The 18,380-nt window shown below is 57.2% G+C and carries 20 protein-coding genes; 10 read left to right on the top strand and 10 right to left on the bottom strand.

Annotated features, from left to right (window positions below):
- Positions 1-36: 36 nt before the first annotated feature.
- The 3 genes from GA830_RS11625 to GA830_RS11615 are packed head-to-tail and all read right to left on the bottom strand — an operon-like array spanning position 37 to position 2,076.
- Complete coding sequence (locus GA830_RS11625; RefSeq protein ID WP_195162017.1) at positions 37-816, bottom strand: HvfC/BufC N-terminal domain-containing protein; 780 nt, start codon at positions 814-816, stop codon at positions 37-39.
- Positions 803-1,723, bottom strand: a complete 921-nt coding sequence (bufB, locus tag GA830_RS11620) for an MNIO family bufferin maturase (RefSeq protein WP_195162016.1) — start codon at positions 1,721-1,723, stop codon at positions 803-805. Before bufB ends, GA830_RS11625 begins: the two co-directional genes overlap by 14 nt.
- A gap of 29 nt (positions 1,724-1,752) precedes the next feature.
- Positions 1,753-2,076, bottom strand: a complete 324-nt coding sequence (locus tag GA830_RS11615; protein WP_195162015.1) for a BufA1 family periplasmic bufferin-type metallophore — start codon at positions 2,074-2,076, stop codon at positions 1,753-1,755.
- 170 nt (positions 2,077-2,246) lie between these two features.
- On the opposite strand from GA830_RS11615, the gene GA830_RS11610 reads away from it, so the two are divergent.
- Positions 2,247-2,798: a sigma-70 family RNA polymerase sigma factor gene (locus GA830_RS11610; RefSeq protein ID WP_374939264.1), complete on the top strand. Its 552-nt coding sequence runs from the start codon at positions 2,247-2,249 to the stop codon at positions 2,796-2,798.
- 1 nt (position 2,799) lies between these two features.
- Positions 2,800-3,438, top strand: coding sequence for an NrsF family protein (locus GA830_RS11605; protein ID WP_195162014.1), 639 nt, complete (start codon positions 2,800-2,802; stop codon positions 3,436-3,438).
- Positions 3,439-3,443: 5 nt separating this feature from the next.
- On the opposite strand, the gene gmk is transcribed toward GA830_RS11605, so the two are convergent.
- From gmk to fabD, 7 genes are all read right to left on the bottom strand, one after another.
- The gene (gene gmk / locus GA830_RS11600) at positions 3,444-4,103 is read right to left on the bottom strand and encodes a guanylate kinase (RefSeq protein ID WP_195162013.1); all 660 of its coding nucleotides are present in this window, start codon (positions 4,101-4,103) and stop codon (positions 3,444-3,446) included.
- Positions 4,104-4,106: 3 nt separating this feature from the next.
- Complete coding sequence (locus tag GA830_RS11595) at positions 4,107-4,994, bottom strand: YicC/YloC family endoribonuclease (RefSeq protein ID WP_195162012.1); 888 nt, start codon at positions 4,992-4,994, stop codon at positions 4,107-4,109.
- A gap of 32 nt (positions 4,995-5,026) precedes the next feature.
- Complete coding sequence (mltG, locus tag GA830_RS11590; RefSeq protein WP_195162011.1) at positions 5,027-6,214, bottom strand: endolytic transglycosylase MltG; 1,188 nt, start codon at positions 6,212-6,214, stop codon at positions 5,027-5,029.
- Positions 6,215-6,308: 94 nt separating this feature from the next.
- Entirely contained in the window at positions 6,309-7,571 is a 1,263-nt protein-coding gene (gene fabF / locus GA830_RS11585; protein WP_195162010.1) for a beta-ketoacyl-ACP synthase II, read from the bottom strand.
- Between the two features lie 37 nt (positions 7,572-7,608).
- Positions 7,609-7,848: an acyl carrier protein gene (locus tag GA830_RS11580; protein WP_195162009.1), complete on the bottom strand. Its 240-nt coding sequence runs from the start codon at positions 7,846-7,848 to the stop codon at positions 7,609-7,611.
- A 185-nt stretch (positions 7,849-8,033) separates the two neighbouring features.
- Positions 8,034-8,771, bottom strand: a complete 738-nt coding sequence (gene fabG, locus GA830_RS11575; RefSeq protein WP_195162008.1) for a 3-oxoacyl-[acyl-carrier-protein] reductase — start codon at positions 8,769-8,771, stop codon at positions 8,034-8,036.
- Positions 8,772-8,819: 48 nt separating this feature from the next.
- Positions 8,820-9,761: an ACP S-malonyltransferase gene (gene fabD / locus GA830_RS11570; protein ID WP_195162007.1), complete on the bottom strand. Its 942-nt coding sequence runs from the start codon at positions 9,759-9,761 to the stop codon at positions 8,820-8,822.
- 235 nt (positions 9,762-9,996) lie between these two features.
- Between fabD and ilvD the strand changes: the two genes are divergently transcribed.
- From ilvD to GA830_RS11530, 8 genes are all read left to right on the top strand, one after another.
- A complete protein-coding gene (ilvD, locus tag GA830_RS11565) occupies positions 9,997-11,838 on the top strand; it encodes a dihydroxy-acid dehydratase (protein WP_195162006.1) in 1,842 nt (613 codons plus the stop codon).
- Between the two features lie 282 nt (positions 11,839-12,120).
- Positions 12,121-12,594, top strand: a complete 474-nt coding sequence (gene rpsF, locus GA830_RS11560) for a 30S ribosomal protein S6 (RefSeq protein WP_195162005.1) — start codon at positions 12,121-12,123, stop codon at positions 12,592-12,594.
- Positions 12,594-12,842 (top strand): 30S ribosomal protein S18, encoded by a 249-nt coding sequence (rpsR, locus tag GA830_RS11555; RefSeq protein WP_195162004.1) that lies wholly within the window; start codon positions 12,594-12,596, stop codon positions 12,840-12,842. The genes rpsF and rpsR overlap by 1 nt, the downstream gene beginning before the upstream one ends.
- Before the next feature lie 233 nt (positions 12,843-13,075).
- On the top strand, positions 13,076-13,663 hold the full coding sequence (gene rplI / locus GA830_RS11550) for a 50S ribosomal protein L9 (protein ID WP_195162003.1): 588 nt from the start codon (positions 13,076-13,078) through the stop codon (positions 13,661-13,663).
- Between the two features lie 372 nt (positions 13,664-14,035).
- Complete coding sequence (locus GA830_RS11545) at positions 14,036-15,526, top strand: replicative DNA helicase (RefSeq protein ID WP_195162002.1); 1,491 nt, start codon at positions 14,036-14,038, stop codon at positions 15,524-15,526.
- Positions 15,527-15,531: 5 nt separating this feature from the next.
- Positions 15,532-16,932, top strand: coding sequence for a DNA repair protein RadA (gene radA, locus GA830_RS11540; protein ID WP_195162001.1), 1,401 nt, complete (start codon positions 15,532-15,534; stop codon positions 16,930-16,932).
- Between the two features lie 50 nt (positions 16,933-16,982).
- Positions 16,983-17,636 carry a CvpA family protein gene (locus GA830_RS11535; RefSeq protein ID WP_195162000.1) on the top strand — a complete coding sequence of 218 codons (654 nt, stop codon included), beginning with the start codon at positions 16,983-16,985 and terminating at the stop codon, positions 17,634-17,636.
- A 139-nt stretch (positions 17,637-17,775) separates the two neighbouring features.
- Complete coding sequence (locus GA830_RS11530; protein ID WP_195161999.1) at positions 17,776-18,282, top strand: DUF1993 domain-containing protein; 507 nt, start codon at positions 17,776-17,778, stop codon at positions 18,280-18,282.
- The last annotated feature ends 98 nt before the right edge of the window (positions 18,283-18,380 follow it).

Raw genomic sequence — 18,380 nt, 5'->3', positions numbered from 1 at the left:
GCTATTTTTTCTGCCTGTGTTGACCATCGTCATAGATCAATCTCCTGAATGGATGGTGGCGAAAGCGCCAGCTTCAATCATGCCCGCGATGTTGGCAGCTATGTCAAAAGTCGCGTTCTCAGCTGTGGCCGCTTCCACCGCATCGCCCAACGTCATGCCAGCCATCAAGCAGGTGAAAAAGACAGCGCCGCCTAGGGGCAAGTGGCGCACAACAACCTCCAGGCCGGGCCGGGTGATCAGCCCATCTTCCGGTCCTTGCACGTCAATGGGTCCAACTGGCCCGCTGCTCCGGTTGGCTGCAAAGATGCTTATGGCTGGAAAGCCGGCACGCACCACGCGCGTTGCCGGATGGGGCTTCAATCGAACATCAGCAAGATTTTCGGGTGCGACCCCCGCCAGCGCTTCGGGCGCCAAAGGTTTTTGATCTGCGGCGTGATAGGCATCAAGCCAGGCGCGTTCAACCGAAGCGACGTCTGAGAGCCATGGTATGGATTGGGCATGTTCATAGCGCCTTATGAAGCCTGGGAAGTCGCTGCCATATTCAAATAGCAGCGGTGATACAGGCGGTGTCTCCCGAATATGAAACCGCGCCATCGCCCGGAAAAAATGATCACCCGTGATCCGTTGAACTGCCGGGAAGCTCGCCGTCAGTGCTTCGATAAGACTGACTGTGACATTGTTGCGATAAACCGCATATCGCTTAACCGCGCCTTTGCCATTCGGCCCCATCACCTCGACAGGCGGAGCGCGCTTCGGGTCAAGTAAGGGCGTAGCGAAGCTCGTACTGAACTCATGCGCAGCGTCAGGCAATTGCATGGTACTGAGCCCGTTTCTCGGCGTGTGGAATCCATCTATCCATAATGGCCTGCGCAGCGGCAGCTTCCGCCTTTAAAACCGGCCATTGAGGAATGGTGCTATCCCACTCGACCAGCGTTGGCAGCGGCCCGCTTCTGCTGACAACGATCTCAAAGAGCTTCCAGACGGCATCCGCGACCGGTCCGTCATGGCTATCGATCAAGAGCAGATCGCCCTCATCGTCTTCCTGCTCCGCATGGCCGGCAAGATGGATCTCACCGACGGAATCAAGAGGGAATTCGGCGAGATAGTCGAGGGCGGCATAGCCGTGATTGGTCGCGGAGACGAAAACATTGTTGATATCGAGCAGCAGTCCACAGCCAGTGCGGCGCACAAGCTCGGTAAGAAAATCGGTCTCCGTAAACGTGGATTGTCGAAAAAGTACGTAAGTAGACGGATTTTCGAGTAAGATCGTGCGGCCGATGGCGGACTGCATCTGATCGATATGTTCAGCTACGCTTGCCAGCGAAGCGCTTGTGTATGGAAGCGGGAGCAAGTCGTTGTAGAAAGTGGTTTCATGTGTCGACCAGGCGAGATGCTCGGACACCATTGCTGGTTGGTAGCGATCGACGAGCGATTTAAACCGAGCAAGGTGCTCGCGATCAAGCTGACTTGGTCCGCCGATGGACATGCAGACTCCATGCAGCGAGACCGGGTAATCGCGGCGTAATCTGGTCAGTGCATCATGCGGCGGACCGCCGGCACCCATATAGTTTTCGGCATGCACTTCGAAGAACCCACGCTGTGGCACTCCGTCAAAGATCGCTGACATGTGTTCATGTTTAAAGCTGGTGCCGGCAAGGCCAGCGGCAGAATAGGCCGGAAAGTGTTTTGCCTGCAGATAGGGGGTGTTGGAAAAGCCATTCATGGCAGCCTCACACTTTCCGGCGCTTTTCATCAGGTGGGAATGTCGCGGGTCAACGCGTCCGGTGCGCCATGGCGCTCGCCCGGCAGCATCATGCTGGCGCAAGTGCCTGCATCAACGAACTTCCAAGCATTTCCCTGATAATCCATCGTTGAGGTGCCCTGACAGGTCGTGCCAGCACCAGCAGCACAGTCATTCTGGCCCTTCATGGCAACGCCGAAACACTTTTCCATCTTCTTTTCCATGGCCATCTTCACCTGCGCTTCTGACAGTGGGGCAGCGAAAGAGGCCGAAGCCAGGGCAGTGGCTACGGCACTGGCAAGAGCGGCTGTGCCGACGATTGAACGTGCAGACATGATCTCATCTCCGGTTTGATTTTCAGCGCACCTTTGTGCGGTGCGTACAAGCCAGTTCGGTGATGATGAGCTATTGTTACGCTCACGCGGTGACACGAATTCGTGATCGTTGAGCTTGGCGCTTGTGCAAAATTTTGCATCACATGTAACAAAGGCGCGTGAATGGCGAAATGAGGGAATTACGAGTGGACGGCAACGGCGATGCGCATATTGCCGGACTCTTGCGCAAGGGGATCGCGGGTGACGAACGCGCTTACGTTGACTTCCTCGAGCGCGCCGCAGCGCTTGTACGTGGCTTTGCCCGACACAGGATTACCTCAGGAAGCCTCGATGCGGAAGACATCGTTCAGGAGACGCTCCTTGCCATCCACATCAAACGACATACCTGGGACAACAATGCGCCGGTGACACCCTGGCTCTATGCTATTGCCCGGCACAAACTCATCGACGCATTTCGCCGGAATGGCAGGCGCATGGAGACGACCATAGAGGACTTTGTGGAAACGATTGCGGACCAACAACCTGATACCGTGCGCGACTGGGAGGTTAATCGGGCGCTGCAATCTCTGGCGCCCGGTCAGCGCTCTGTTGTCTCGGCGATCTCGGTCGAAGGCCGGTCGATCAGCGAAACAGCTACCACGCTTGGCATGAGTGAGACCGCCGTGCGAGTAAGCCTGCACCGTGGCCTCGCAGCAATCGCAAGGCGGTTCGGGCGCACCTGACATGAAGACAGACGATCTCATCAAGGCGCTGGCTGCAGACACCATGCAAGGCAAGCCGCAATTGCGAACCGTCTGGTGGGTTGCCCTCGTCGGCGCTTCCCTTGTGGCCGGAGCAGTGTTTTTTGGAACATTGGGGTTCCGGCCCGATATCGCACACGCGTCGCAAACATCGCGCTTTCTGTTCAAATTTGTGGTGACTCTTGCCCTGGCAACAGGCGCGTTTGGTGCGACACGCGCTTTGTCGCGTCCGGGCTCAAGCTGGCGAGACGTGTCGGTCAGCCTGCTAGTTGCTCCAGGGATCTTGGCTATTGCCGTAATTTTTGAACTTTTCCTGCTGCCATCGGACGGTTGGAGGGCAGCAGCTTTCGGCTCGAACAGCACAATATGTCTTACCTACATCCCGTTGATAGGACTTGGGCCGCTGGTCATCTTTCTTTCTGTTCTGCGATATGGTGCTCCAACTCGCCCGGGGCTGGCGGGCGGCACTGCCGGATTGCTGGCGGGTGCCATCGCCGCAACCTTTTACGCCGCGCAGTGCAATGATGATTCGCCGCTGTTTGTTGCGATCTGGTATCCGCTGGCAATCGCCATTTTGACAGGCACTGGCGCATTAATCGGAAAGTGGACTGGGCGCTGGTAAGGCGATCAGGCTACAGTTTCGTCGAGCAGGCCAGAGGCGAATTCGAACAGACCTGGACGTCGATCGCGACGCAACCGCTCAGCTGTCACGATGGCTCGGACCTCCTGGTAGGCGCGGTCGAGGTCATCATTGATGATAATGAAATCATAATCGCGCCAGTGCTCGATCTCGACGCGGGCGTTGGTCAGGCGCATTTCGATAACTGACTCCTGATCCTCCGCCCGACGCTTCAACCGCGCTTTCAACTCCCGCATGGACGGTGGCAGAATGAAAATGGAGACGATGTCGGCCCGCATCTTATCCTTCATCTGCGACGTCCCCTGCCAGTCAATGTCGAACAACATATCTTGTCCGGTGGCCATGGCTGCTTCTACGGGTTCGCGCGGCGTCGCGTAGAAATTGCCGTGAACCTCGGCCCATTCCAGCAAAGCATCGGAATCCCGCAGCCGTTCGAACTCGCGGGTCGAAACGAAATGATAGTGCACGCCCTCAATCTCGCTCGGCCGCCGTTGGCGCGTAGTGACACTCACGGAAAGCACAAGGTCCATCTCCTTGTCTTCCAGAAGGTTGCGGGCAATCGTCGATTTGCCCGCGCCAGACGGAGAAGACAACACTAGCATCAGGCCGCGGCGGCGGATGGCAGAGGATGCGTTTTGACGGGGCATGCTCTACTCCAGATTTTGGACTTGTTCACGAAACTGGTCTACCACGGCCTTTAACTCCAAACCTATCGCGGTCACAGCGCCGGAATTGGACTTGGAGCATAGAGTATTTGATTCCCGATTAAATTCCTGCGCCAAGAAATCGAGCTTTCTGCCAATCGGCCCTCCAGTGGCCAGCAGCGCGCGCCCTGAAGCGACATGTGTCGTAAGCCTGTCAATTTCCTCGCGGATATCAGCCTTGGTTGCGAGGAACGCCGCCTCCATGTGCAGGCGCTGTTCGTCTAAGTTGGTGCTGGCATCCATGAGGAGCGCTACTTGCTCGGCGAGACGTTGGCGAATGATGGCCGGTTGGCGTGACGGATCGGTTTCGGCGCGCGCAGTGAGTTGTTCAATGATCGTGACATGCCCGGCCAGCAAATCTCCGAGCGCGCGGCCCTCCGCGAGACGCGCAGCTTCGAGGCCACCCAGCGCTTCATCGAGAGCGGCAAGGATGGTGCCCTCCGAGGACAAGCGCGCAGTGTCATCTTCGGCTGTTTCGGGAAGATCGAGTACACCGCGCAGCGCAAGCAGCCCGTCAGCGCTTGCAGGAGATGCGCCGAACTGCTGCTCGAGCCGCTGCGCCAGCGCCGCGACATCCTTGAGAAACGCCTCGTTGATCACAGGCTGCACCTGTGCGCCGTGCTTTGCTACGCTCAAGGTCGCTTGAATGTTGCCGCGTGAAAATCGCTTCTGGATCGCCTGGCGAGCCAATCCTTCGATACGCTCGAACCCCAGCGGCAGACGCAATCGTGCGTCGACGGTCTTGCCGTTGACGGATTTGAGCTCCCAACTGATCGCGACGCCCGCAACATCGGCGGACGACCGCGCAAAGCCGGTCATGCTTTGCAAAGCCATTTTTAGTCCCTGTAACGAGCCATATCTGGCCCCTATTCTGCAGGCTTTTCGGCGTCGCCGTCCTTAGTCTCGGCGGCTTCCTCGGCCTGTTTCTTCATAGCTGCCCGATAGCGCGCAACGTTCGCGTTGTGCTCATCAAGCGTTTCAGCGAAAACGTGGGCCCCGGTACCATCTGCAACGAAGTATATATCCTTGGTTTGCGATGGGTTTGCCACCGCTTCCAGCGCAGCCCTCCCCGGATTGGCAATCGGTGTGGGCGGAAGCCTGTCGATGACATAGGTATTGTAGGGCGTCGGTTTGGTTATTTCCGATTTGTAAATTGGTCGATCAGCAGGCTTTCCGGCACCTCCGAAGATGCCGTAGATGATCGTAGGGTCTGACTGCAGCCGCATTCCCTTGTTCAGCCGGTTGATGAATACCGATGCCACGCGCGAGCGCTCATCGCCTCTGCCTGTTTCCTTCTCGACGATCGAGGCGAGAGTGACGAATTCTTCAATCGTTTCGATGGGAAGCCCGCTAGCACGGCGCTCCCAGATTTCTTCCACCAACTTCTTCTGATCAGCCTTCAGTTTGTCAATCACCTGCTCACGCGGCGTGCCGCGCGTCACCCGCACCGTATCGGCTGCAAGTGTTCCCTCCGGAGGCATCTCGGCTGGCATGTCTCCAGTCAGAGCTTCGTTTTCGGCAATGCGTTGCCATATCTGCTGGACCGTCAGTCCTTCTGGTATCGTAACCGAATAGAGGATCGACTTACCACTTGTCAGCGCGTCCATCACCTCGTGCATAGAAGCACCAGGCTTGATTTCATATTCGCCAGCCTTCAGGGCGGATGAATTTCCATAGGCGCGCACGCCCATCTGGAAAATGCGCGCATCGCTGATAAGACCACGCCGTTCGAGTTGGTCTGCCGTCTCTGACCAACCAGATCGCGGCTTCACCAGATATGTGGCTGGCGTTGCGGACGGTCCCTTACCCTCGAAGCTGAGCTTGCCAACGTAAACCACCGCACCGGCAGCAAGAACAGTGAGGACCACGGTCGACATCAAGAGATTTAGAAAGACGATGAACTGGCTGCGCGCACGCCGCGAACGCTGGCGTTTGGCCGGAGGTGGCGTGCCGTTTTCGGGCCGCAAAGCCTCACTGGCAGATTTTGGAACAATCGGAGTCGCTGCAGTGGCCCGCTTTCCGAACTCGGTCTGGTTGTCCGGGGTCGTATTCATCTTCCCAAAGCACTTTCTCTTTCGATGAGTTTCACCGAGAACTCACTAAATTCGAATTAGGCGCAATTCACGGCAAACGCTTGATGCGTCGATTTCAGCCGTTGTAACGCTGGAAGATCAGCGACGCATTGGTGCCGCCGAAACCGAACGAATTTGACAAGGCGACATCAACTTTGCGCTTGCGCGGCTGGTGCGCCACAAGATCGAGAGCGGTTTCGACCTCTGGATTGTCCAGGTTGATAGTCGGCGGCACAATATTGTCACGGATTGCAAGGATCGAGAAAATCGCCTCGGCAGCCCCTGCCGCACCAAGCAGATGGCCGATAGCCGATTTGGTCGACGACATCGAGATTTTCGAGGCAGCATCACCTACCAGTCGCTCGACTGCGCCGAGCTCAATAGTATCCGCCATCGTCGAAGTACCGTGTGCATTGATGTAGTCAATATCAGCAGGTGTCAGCCCAGCGCGTTTTAGCGCGGCCTTCATGCAGCGATATGCGCCGTCTCCATCTTCCGCCGGTGCGGTGATGTGATGTGCGTCACCGGTCAATCCGTATCCGGTCACTTCGGCATAAATTTTAGCGCCACGCGCCTTGGCATGTTCGAGCTCCTCTAGAACAACCACGCCGGCGCCCTCGCCCATGACAAAACCATCGCGGTCGCGATCATAGGGACGCGAAGCTGTCTCTGGTGTGTCGTTGCGGTCGGTCGAGAGGGCACGGCAGGCAGCAAAACCAGCGAGAGAAAGGCGGGTCACAGGAGCTTCGGCACCACCGGCCAACATGACGTCAGCGTCGCCGAAGATGATCAGACGCGCAGCATCGCCAATGGCGTGGGCACCAGTTGAACAGGCCGTAACAACCGCATGGTTCGGACCCTTGAGGCCATGCCTTATGGAAACCTGACCGGATACCAGATTGATGATATTTCCGGGGATAAAGAACGGGCTGATGCGTCGCGGGCCGCGTTCCTTGAGAATTATGGCGTTGTCGGCGATTCCATCAATGCCGCCAATGCCCGAGCCGATCATAACGCCGGTAGCATTGCGGTCATCGTCGGACTGTGGTTGCCAGCCAGAATCCCTCAAAGCCTCATCAGCAGCGGCAATTCCATAGAGGATAAAATCCCCAATTTTGCGCAGTTCCTTGGTCTCAAGGTAGGATTCGGGATTGAAGCTGCCATCGCTGCCATCTCCCCTAGGGATAATATGCGCGATCTTGCAGGGAAGGTCGTCGACCTCAAATTCAGTAACCCGTCGGGCAGCACTTTTGCCCGACAGGATGTTTGCCCATCCGTGCTCAACCCCTACACCAAACGGTGAGAGAAGCCCCATACCAGTAACGACGACGCGTCTCATTGCAGGTACCCGGATGCCGGTTTATGTCGCGAAACGATCAGGCCGCCGAGGCCTTATCGATAAACTTCACCGCGTCGCCGACGGTGAGGATGGTCTCGGCAGCGTCGTCAGGAATCTCTACGCCGAACTCTTCCTCAAACGCCATCACGAGCTCAACCGTATCTAGGCTGTCTGCGCCGAGATCGTCGATGAAGCTGGCGCCTTCGATTACCTTATCGGCATCCACGCCAAGATGTTCGACAACGATTTTCTTGACGCGTTCTGCGGTATCGCTCATTGGGGAAACCCTCGTATCTGTTTAATTTGTCTTCGTTAGCTGCCCGATTGCCGCTAATCAAGCTGAAAGATTTTCCGCCAATTGCGGATGTGCCGCGAGGAACATTTTCCCGCGACACCGGCTTGCGGCGGCATTACACGAAAAATGGGCCGCGTCCAAGGCGAAACGCAGCCATTTTGGTGAAATCAGATCATTGCCATGCCGCCATTCACATGAATGGTCTGGCCGGTGACATATGAAGCTGCGCCAGAGGCAAGGTAGGCGACGGCAGAGGCTACCTCTTGACCCGTACCCATGCGTTTCATGGGAATAGCACCGAGAATGCCCTCTTTCTGCTTGTCGTTAAGTTTTCCGGTCATGGCCGATTCGATGAACCCCGGCGCCACGCAGTTGACTGTGACATTCCGCGACGCGATCTCCTGCGCCAGTGACTTCGAAAACCCAATCATCCCGGCCTTGGAAGCACAATAATTGGCCTGACCGGGATTTCCCGTCACCCCTACCACGGAGGTAATGTTGATTATGCGGCCATAGCGGCGACGCATCATCGGATGGGTCAACTCACGGGTAAGCCTGAATACAGAAGTAAGATTGACCTCCAGGACGGCATCCCAGTCATCGTCTGACATTCGTACAAAAAGGCCATCCTTGGTGATGCCGGCATTGTTGACCAAGATATCAACGCCTTCCAGGTCGGCTTCAGCCTTTTGGGCCAGCGCCTTGACAGCATCGCGATCAGACAGGTCTCCCGGGAACAGCTTTGTCCGGTCGCCTAACTCCTCTGCGAGCGCCTCTAGCTTTTCTACACGCGTGCCGTGCAAGCCAACCGTGGCGCCCTGAGCGTGGAGGAGCCTCGCTATCGCCTCGCCGATACCGCCTGAAGCACCAGTTACCAAGGCTTTGCGTCCGTTCAGATCGAACATTTCTTTCTCCTCGAAGAGTGCCCGCAAACGGGCGCGGAATTGGTCAGACTAGGCGAACGATGCAAGAGCTGCGGCGACATCGTCGGGCGTCCCTACTACTGTACAGGTAATGTCCTTGTCGATACGGCGCGCCAAGCCTGATAGGACCTTGCCGGCACCGATCTCATAAAGTGTTGTAACGCCGTTTCTACCGAACCATTCAACTGTTTCCCGCCACCGGACACGTCCGGTAACCTGGTCAACTAGGCGTGCGGCAATCTCCTGCGGGTCTGTGAGTGGCTTGGCCAAGACGTTGGCTATGACCGGCACGAATGGAACTTTCATCTCGACGGCTGCCAAGGCTTCCCGCATCGCCTCTGCAGCAGGCGCCATCAAGGCTGAGTGGAAGGGTGCGGAGACGGTCAACATGATGGCACGTTTGGCTCCTTTTTCGGTGCACAGACGCGCTGCATGTTCTACGCTCTCCTTCGCGCCTGAAATCACAAGCTGCCCACCGCCATTGTCGTTCGCGATCTGGCACGGAGCTGAAGCTGAAGCCTCGCGGCAGGCAGACTCTACGTCATCCATTTCCAACCCGATGATGGCAGCCATCGCACCTTCGCCGACTGGAACGGCGGCCTGCATCGCATTTCCGCGGATTCGCAACAACCTTGCCGCATCCGCGACGGAAAATGTTCCTGCCGCGGCAAGCGCGGAGTATTCGCCGAGCGAATGGCCGGCTACATAGCTGGCCTTTTCTTTCAGCGAAAACCCTTCAGCTTCCATTGCCCGAAGTGCAGCAAGCGAAACTGCCATCAACGCCGGCTGGGCGTTGGACGTGAGGGTCAGTGTCTCTTCGGGACCCTCCCACATAACCGATGAGAGCTTTTGGCCAAGCGCGGCATCGACTTCTTCGAAAACCCGGCGGGCGTCCGGAAATGCGTCAGCCAGCGCCTTGCCCATGCCGACTAACTGACTGCCCTGCCCCGGGAATGTGATCGCCACCGACATCTACCGTCTCCAACCAATTAAGGCGTCTGGCTGTGCGACAACGTCGGCTTGTCTGTCAAGACCGGAGAATTCTTGACCATAGCCCAATTGCACCGGATTGGATGTAACTATCGGCGTGTTCGTTGGGGCGTGACGCAGAAGCACTTTTTCTATAACAGGAGTACTGCACCCTTAGATATTTCGTTCGACGCGCTAATATTGAGGCGCCGGACAGCGCACGACAGGATATGATGCCATGCCACCCTATCGCTCCAGAACCACTACCCACGGTCGCAACATGGCCGGTGCACGCGGCCTTTGGCGCGCCACGGGAATGAAGGATAGCGATTTCGGCAAGCCGATCATTGCGGTCGTGAATTCATTCACACAATTTGTTCCTGGTCACGTCCATCTTAAAGATCTTGGTCAGCTGGTGGCACGCGAGATCGAAAAGGCGGGTGGTGTCGCCAAGGAGTTCAATACAATCGCCGTCGATGACGGGATCGCGATGGGGCATGACGGGATGCTCTACTCACTGCCGTCGCGCGAGCTGATCGCTGACAGCGTGGAATATATGGTCAATGCGCATTGCGCCGATGCAATGGTCTGTATCTCCAACTGCGACAAGATTACTCCTGGCATGTTGATGGCTTCACTTCGGCTCAACATCCCGACTGTTTTCGTCTCAGGCGGTCCGATGGAAGCGGGCAAAGTGGTTCTAAATGGCAAGACAATGGCACTCGATCTGGTCGATGCGATGGTTGCGGCGGCCGACGAGCGTGTCAGTGACGAAGACGTTCAGACAATAGAACGGTCGGCGTGCCCGACCTGCGGCTCATGCTCGGGCATGTTCACGGCCAATTCGATGAACTGTTTGACCGAGGCTCTTGGACTATCGTTGCCGGGCAACGGCTCGACGCTCGCTACCCATGCCGACAGGCGTCGTCTGTTTGTCGAGGCAGGGCATGTGATCGTTGATCTGGCTCAGCGCTATTACGAGCAGGACGACGAAACCGCGCTACCGCGCGTCATCGCATCCAAAGGCGCCTTCGAAAACGCGATGACGCTCGATGTCGCCATGGGTGGATCAACTAACACGGTGCTGCACATTCTTGCTGCCGCCCATGAAGGTGAGATCGACTTTACCATGGATGATATCGACGCCTTGTCACGCCGGGTGCCTGTGCTGTGCAAGGTGGCACCGGCAAAATCAGACGTACACATGGAGGATGTGCACCGCGCAGGCGGCATCTTCGCCATATTGGGCCAACTCGACAATGCGGGGCTGCTTAACCGCGACCTGCCGACAGTCCACGCAGCAACGCTGGGCGACGCCATTGATCGGTGGGACATTTCGCGCACCAACAGCGAGTCCGTTCGAAACTTCTACAAAGCCGCTCCGGGTGGTGTGCCGACGCAAGTGGCATTCAGCCAGGATCAGCGCTGGAAAGAACTGGACCTCGACCGAACTGCGGGCGTTATCCGATCGTCGGACCACGCCTTCTCCAAGGACGGCGGATTGGCTGTTCTCAAGGGCAACATTGCCGTTGACGGCTGCGTGGTAAAAACTGCCGGGGTTGATGATTCCATTCTAAAATTCAGCGGGCCGGCGCGTGTGTTCGAGAGCCAGGACGCCAGTGTGAAGGCAATCCTGTCCAACCAGATTAAAGCCGGGGATGTCGTTGTTATCCGCTATGAGGGCCCCCGTGGTGGTCCTGGCATGCAGGAAATGCTCTATCCGACCAGCTATCTGAAATCGAAGGGGCTCGGCAAGGATTGCGCACTTTTGACCGATGGCCGGTTTTCAGGCGGCACGTCCGGTCTTTCCATCGGCCATGTCTCGCCTGAAGCGGCAGAAGGCGGGCTAATCGGACTGGTGCAGGAAGGCGATACCATCGAGATTGATATTCCGGGCCGAACCATAAAACTGGTTGTTGACGAAGCTGAAATTGCTAGCCGCCGCGTTGAGCAGGAAAAGATCGGCTGGAAACCCATTGAAAAGCGCAAGCGTAAGGTCACCACCGCATTGAAGGCCTATGCTGCGTTTGCTACCAGCGCGGCGCGTGGCGCGGTCCGGGATCTGGGCGAGATCGAATAGGACGAATGGCAGGGCGGACTCACCCGACGCCCTTGCCATCCCCACCTTTCCCCTGTAAGAGCCGCCTCAATCTGCCGGTCCTAGCTGGGGGCTGAACGGAGGGCCGTAGGTTTTGCCGAAAGGGAAAGCCGCTGTCGTGAAGCCGGATGTGCTTCTGCCTCCCGTGTCTCCGCTCTCGACCGTCTCGTCATGCTCTTTCTTCCCCGTCTCTTACGGGTCTAGAGAAGTTGCAGAGGCTTTTGCCGCCGGGACCGGGAGAGAAACGAAGAAAGGCAAAGAACAATGGCTCTATATGAACATGTGTTTCTTGCTCGTCAGGACCTTTCGCAGCAGCAGGTCGATACGCTTGTCGAACAGTACAAGGGTGTCATCGAAGCCGCAGGCGGTTCCGTTGGACGGGTTGAGAACTGGGGACTGAAGTCCCTTACCTACCGGGTCAAGAAGAACCGGAAGGCCTACTACACACTGATGGATCTCGACACGCCGCCAGCCGGCCTGAACGAGATGGAACGCCAAATGGGTCTTTCAGAAGACATTCTGCGCTTCATCACCATCAAGGTTGATCAGCACGAAGAAGGCCCGTCTGCCATGATGCAGAAGCGTGAAGAGCGTTCAGATCGGGGTGGCTTCGGTGATCGCGATCGTGGTCCTCGCTCGTTTGGCGACCGTGACCGTGGCCCCCGCGAAGACCGCGGTCCACGTGAAGATCGTGGCCCGCGCCGTCCGCGCGATGGCGCTGAAGGGGGTGCAGAATAATGGTCGACATCAACCAGATCCCTACCCGCCGTCCTTTCCACCGTCGTCGCAAGACCTGCCCGTTCTCGGGCGCGAGTGCACCACGGATCGACTACAAGGACGTGCGCCTGCTGCAGCGCTACATTTCGGAGCGCGGCAAGATCGTTCCATCGCGTATTACCGCGGTTAGCCAGAAGAAGCAGCGTGAACTCGCCAAGGCGATCAAGCGCGCTCGTTTCCTCGGCCTGCTGCCATATGTGGTAAAGTAAATTGATCTCTCTCCGGTCCGCCCCAAAAGTGCGGGCCGGAGTTTCTAATTGTTCGACCGTGACGGGCACGGAAGAAGCTCTCCATAAAATCCCGGGTTGAGGCTCCATAATGCGCGCCTCTAACTGCCCACAAGGCAGGACAGCGATTCAAGGCTCTCAGAGCCGCAAAAGCTTCCTGTCTGTTCCATACTAATGTGCCGCGAACCGTGCGGACAATTTAAGGAATCTACGACATGGACGTCATTCTTCTCGAACGCATTTCACGCCTCGGCCAGATGGGCGACACCGTCAAGGTCAAGGACGGCTATGGACGCAACTTCCTGTTGCCCCAGGGCAAGGCATTGCGCGCCAACGCAGCCAACAGCCAGAAGTTCGAAGGCCAGCGCGTTCAGCTTGAAGCACGCAACCTAGAGCGCAAGTCCGAGGCTCAGGAAGTTGCCGACCGCCTTGATGGAAAGAGCTTCGTCGCAGTGCGCTCGGCTGGCGAAACCGGCCAGCTTTACGGTTCAGTTTCGACGCGCGACATCGCTGACCTGCTGATCGCCGAGGGCTTTACTGTCAACCGTAACCAGATCGAACTCAACCAGCCGATCAAGGCTATTGGGCTAACAAACGTTGCCGTGGCACTGCACCCGGAAGTTGAAGTGACTATTACCCTCAACGTGGCACGCACCGCAGACGAAGCCGAGCGCCAGTCGAAGGGCGAGACGCTGACCACTGCGGAAGCCATCTACGGTGACGACATCAACGAGAATGCACGTCCTGACAGCTTCTTCGATCCAAACGAAGATGGCGCCGAGGCGGAAGAAGACGAGGCCTGATACTTCAGAAATTAGCCAAAAAGCCCGGACCGTAACGTCCGGGATTTTTTTATGTCAGGCAGCTTTTTCCGCACGCGAAAATTCAACCGGGCAAGGCTGTGACCCATTCCATGGACACCGCCCCAGCGAGACGGTCTGGCTACCGTCCATTTTTTCGGTAGCGCGCGAAACGAACTTTCCTGTTTTGTTCTCTATTCAGGCGCGTGGTAGGCTTACCAAAACGATTCGCGCAACAGTGTTTATGCCATTTGCTTCTGTTGGCTGTGGACGGCGGCGCTGTGGCTGTGAATTTCGGGCGGCGCGGCACAAAACTTCACTACGGGCCGATACTGTCTGATAGCAAAGAACAAGACTGGGGATTTTAAGAGACAGATGGCCGAGGCAATCCGCAAAATCGCGGTGGCGGAAACGCCGCTTTATCGCGAGGCACCAAACAACATTGAGGCTGAGCAGGCATTGCTCGGCGCGATCATGGTAAACAATGATGCGTTTTACCGCGTCTCGGATTTCTTGAAGCCGTCGCATTTTTACGAGCCGCTGCACCGAAAGGTATTTGAGGTCGGCTCCGAACTGATCCGCATGGGCAAGATGGCCAATCCGGTGACGCTGAAAACCTTTTTGCCGTCTGACGAGAAGGTCGGCGATATGACGGTCGCGCAATATTTGGCGCGTCTGGCGGCTGAAGCCGTCACCATTATCAATGCGGCCGATTATGGCCGTGCTATCTATGACCTGGCCACACGCAGGGCGCTGATCACAGTTGGCGAAGACATGGTCAACATCGCCTATGATGCGCCTGTCGATATGTCGCCGCATGATCAGATCGAGGATGCGGAACGGCGGCTTTTCGAGCTTGCAGAAACCGGGCGCTACGATGGTGGGTTCGAGAGTTTCACCGATGCGGTCAAGACGGCGGTCGACATGGCTAACGCCGCCTTCATGCGTGACGGACATCTTTCGGGCGTTGCTACAGGATTACGCGACCTTGATCGCCGCATGGGTGGCTTGCAACCGTCTGATTTGATCGTACTGGCTGGTCGCCCAGGCATGGGTAAGACCTCACTAGCCACCAATATCGCCTTCAATATTGCCCACGCCTATGAGCCGGTGCAGCAGGCTGACGGATCGTTCAAAGCTGGCAATGGCGGGGTAATCGGATTTTTCTCGCTTGAAATGTCGTCCGAGCAATTGGCGACGCGTATTATCTCCGAGCAGACGGAAATTCCGTCGTCTAAAATCCGCCGCGGCGAGATTACTGAAACTGACTTCGAAAAGCTCGTCGCCTGTTCTCAGACTATGCAGAAGATCCCGCTGTTCATTGATCAGACCGGTGGCATTTCGATCGCACAGCTGGCGGCGCGTGCAAGGCGGCTTAAGCGCCAACGCGGGCTCGATGTCATCGTGATCGACTATATACAGCTGATGCAGGGTTCGTCGGCAAAATCATCGCAAAACCGCGTACAGGAAATTACCGAGATCACCACCGGACTCAAGGCACTCGGCAAAGAACTCAGCGTTCCCATCATCGCGCTGTCGCAGCTTTCGCGGCAGGTCGAAAGCAGGGATGATAAACGCCCGCAACTTTCTGACCTTCGTGAATCGGGATCCATTGAGCAGGACGCAGACGTTGTCATGTTCGTCTACCGCGAGGAATATTATCTCAAGAACAAAGAGCCGAAGCCCGGCACCGAGGAATATTTCAAGTGGGAAACGGAAATGAACGAGGTGCGGGGCAAGGCTGAAGTAATCATCGCCAAACAGCGCCACGGACCAACGGGCTCAGTTTCGCTGGCCTTTACCGGCGAATTCACACGGTTCTCGGACCTAGCGGAAGATTCGCATCTGCCGGAGCGGTATGAATAGGTTGCATGGCTAAGTCGCGCCTTCAATTCATCTGCCAGAGTTGCGGTGCCGTCCATACGCGCTGGGCGGGCAAATGCGATTCGTGCGGGGAGTGGAACACCCTGGTCGAGGAAGGCACGTCCGGCGGCATTGGCAGCGGGCCGCAGTCCGGTCGCAATGCGCGTAAGGGCCGCGCTGTAGCGCTGACAACACTGTCAGGCGACATTGAGGATGCTCCGCGCATCGCTTCCGGCATCGGCGAGCTCGACCGCGCCACCGGCGGCGGTTTTGTTCGCGGCTCGGCGATACTGATCGGCGGTGATCCGGGGATCGGCAAGTCCACGCTTCTGACGCAGGCAGCAGCAGCACTTGCTGAACGTGGACATCGCATCGTCTATGTGTCGGGCGAGGAAGCGGTAGCGCAAATTCGCTTGCGGGCGCAGCGGTTGGGCGTCGCCAATTCTCCTGTGGAGCTTGCCGCCGAAACCAATGTCGAAGACATTCTGGCCACCGTTTCCGATGGCAAGAGACCCGATCTTATCATCCTTGATTCGATCCAAACCCTATGGACCGATATGGCTGATTCGGCTCCTGGTACTGTCACACAGGTTCGCGCCTCAGCGCAGGCGGTGATCCGCTACGCGAAATCCACAGGTGCTGCCGTCGTACTGGTCGGCCATGTCACCAAGGAGGGCCAGATCGCGGGCCCACGTGTTGTGGAACATATGGTCGACGCGGTGCTCTATTTCGAAGGTGAAGGCGGGCACCATTACCGCATCCTGCGCACGGTCAAGAACCGATTTGGACCGACCGACGAGATCGGCGTGTTTGAAATGTCCGACAAAGGGTTGCGCGAAGTCTCTAACCCTTCGGAGCTTTTCCTGGGCGAACGACATGCAAAAGCGCCGGGCGCCGCCGTTTTTGCAGGCATGGAGGGCACACGGCCTGTGTTGGTTGAAATCCAGGCGCTGGTTGCGCCATCGCCGCTGGGCACACCAAGGCGCGCAGTTGTTGGCTGGGATAGTCCCCGGCTTGCTATGATCCTTGCAGTTTTGGAAGCTCATTGCGGCGTCCGCTTCGCCACCCATGACGTTTATCTTAACGTCGCTGGCGGATATCGAATTTCCGAACCTGCAGCCGACCTTGCTGTGGCAGCGGCGTTGGTCTCGTCCCTCACCGGCCTTGCCCTTCCAGCCGATTGCGTCTATTTCGGCGAAATCAGCCTTTCGGGGGCGGTGCGGCCCGTTGCACATGCGCAGCAGCGTCTCAAGGAAGCCGAAAAGCTGGGATTTGGACAGGCGGTACTTCCGCTTGGGGGCGATGAGCCGGCGGGCGGATTTGGTGCCGGTTCTTTCCAGCCTGCGACGCTCACCGATCTGGTGGTACGCATAGCTGGGTCGCTTAGGAAAGAACGCGAGGACGGCTAACCGGATACGGTTGGCGGGTAGATCTGATCTGCCATAATGGAGTGGACGACATGCCGGTTACGCTGCTTGACGGAATTCTTATCGGCTTCACCCTTGTTTCAGCGATGCTGGCAATGGTGCGCGGATTCTCCCGTGAAATTCTTTCCATCGCCTCTTGGGTTGCGGCTGCTGCCGCGGCATTTTTCTTCTATCCCGCCGTACTGCCCTATGTGCGACCGCATATCGACAATGAACAGATCGCCATGGCTGCGGCAGCTGGTGTCGTCTTTGTCATCGCGCTGATCGTAGTAACTGTGATCACGATGAAAATCGCCGATTTCATTATCGACTCTCGCGTTGGCGCGCTCGACCGAACCCTTGGCTTTCTCTACGGTGCCGCACGTGGCGTTCTGGTGGTTGCGGTTGGGCTGTTGTTCTTCAGCTGGTTGGTTGGAGAGAAGCCACCGGCATGGATTTCTGACGCAAAGTCGCGCCCACTTTTGACGGATATTGGCCAGCGTCTGCAGGCGCTGCTGCCAGACGATCCGGAAAAGTCGATCTTAAAGAGGCTACAGCCTGAAACAGGAACCGCATCCGATCCCGCGCCAGAGGGCAGCACCGCAACCCCACCTGCCGAAAGTGCGACGCCCCCAGCAGCCGAAGGCGAAACTGATGAGGTTCCCGTAGAGGAAGCGCCGGCTGAAGAGGTGCCGCCCGCCAACTAAGCTGTGGAGCGCTGTTAATCGTATGCGCGATGTTGCCGTGTACATATTCGTCAGCAACAATCTCGCAATTGAGGTCATTATTGCCTACCTGAATGCAACAGCGGTCGTTGGCCGCGCAGCATTGAGGTAGAGGCCCCCTATGACCCTGGCGCTCCATGACATCAGCATCCCGGTATTCATCCGCACACTGGACGCAATGTCCGATTTTTTGCGCAAGGGTCGCGCCTTCGCTGATAAAACCGGACTTGACCATTCGAAGCTCCTTCAAGGCCGTCTTTATGAGGATATGGCGCCCCTTACGGCACAGATCCAACGCGCCAGCGACACAGCTAAAAATGCAGCGGTACGCGTTGGTGCGCTTCCACCTCTTCCCATGGACGACAATGAGGTGAGTTTTGACGATTTAGAGGCACGGATCGCAGCAACCGTGGCGTTTCTCCAAACGGTTCCCGCCAGCGCGATGAACGGACGCGAAGAGGCTGAGGTCATTTTCAAGACGCGGACGGCAGAAATCACATTTACGGGGCAGAGCTATTTGCTCACTTATGCGCTGCCTAATTTTTTCTTCCACGTGACCACAGCCTACGCGATATTGCGCCATAACGGTGTTCCGTTGGGAAAAATGGACTTTCTTGGCGCTCGCTGAAAGCGCGCCAGGGCATACCAAAAGCCAGTGACAGTAGATCGTGATTTCTAGGTGGCGTTGTAGCTACGATTGGCTTATATGACGGATCTCCCAATCAA

Source organism: Mesorhizobium sp. NBSH29 (assembly GCF_015500055.1).
In the GTDB taxonomy this organism is placed as follows: Bacteria; Pseudomonadota; Alphaproteobacteria; order Rhizobiales; family Rhizobiaceae; genus Neomesorhizobium.
The sequence above is the reverse complement of the archived record's forward strand: the minus strand, read 5'-3'. Positions and strand labels throughout refer to the sequence as shown.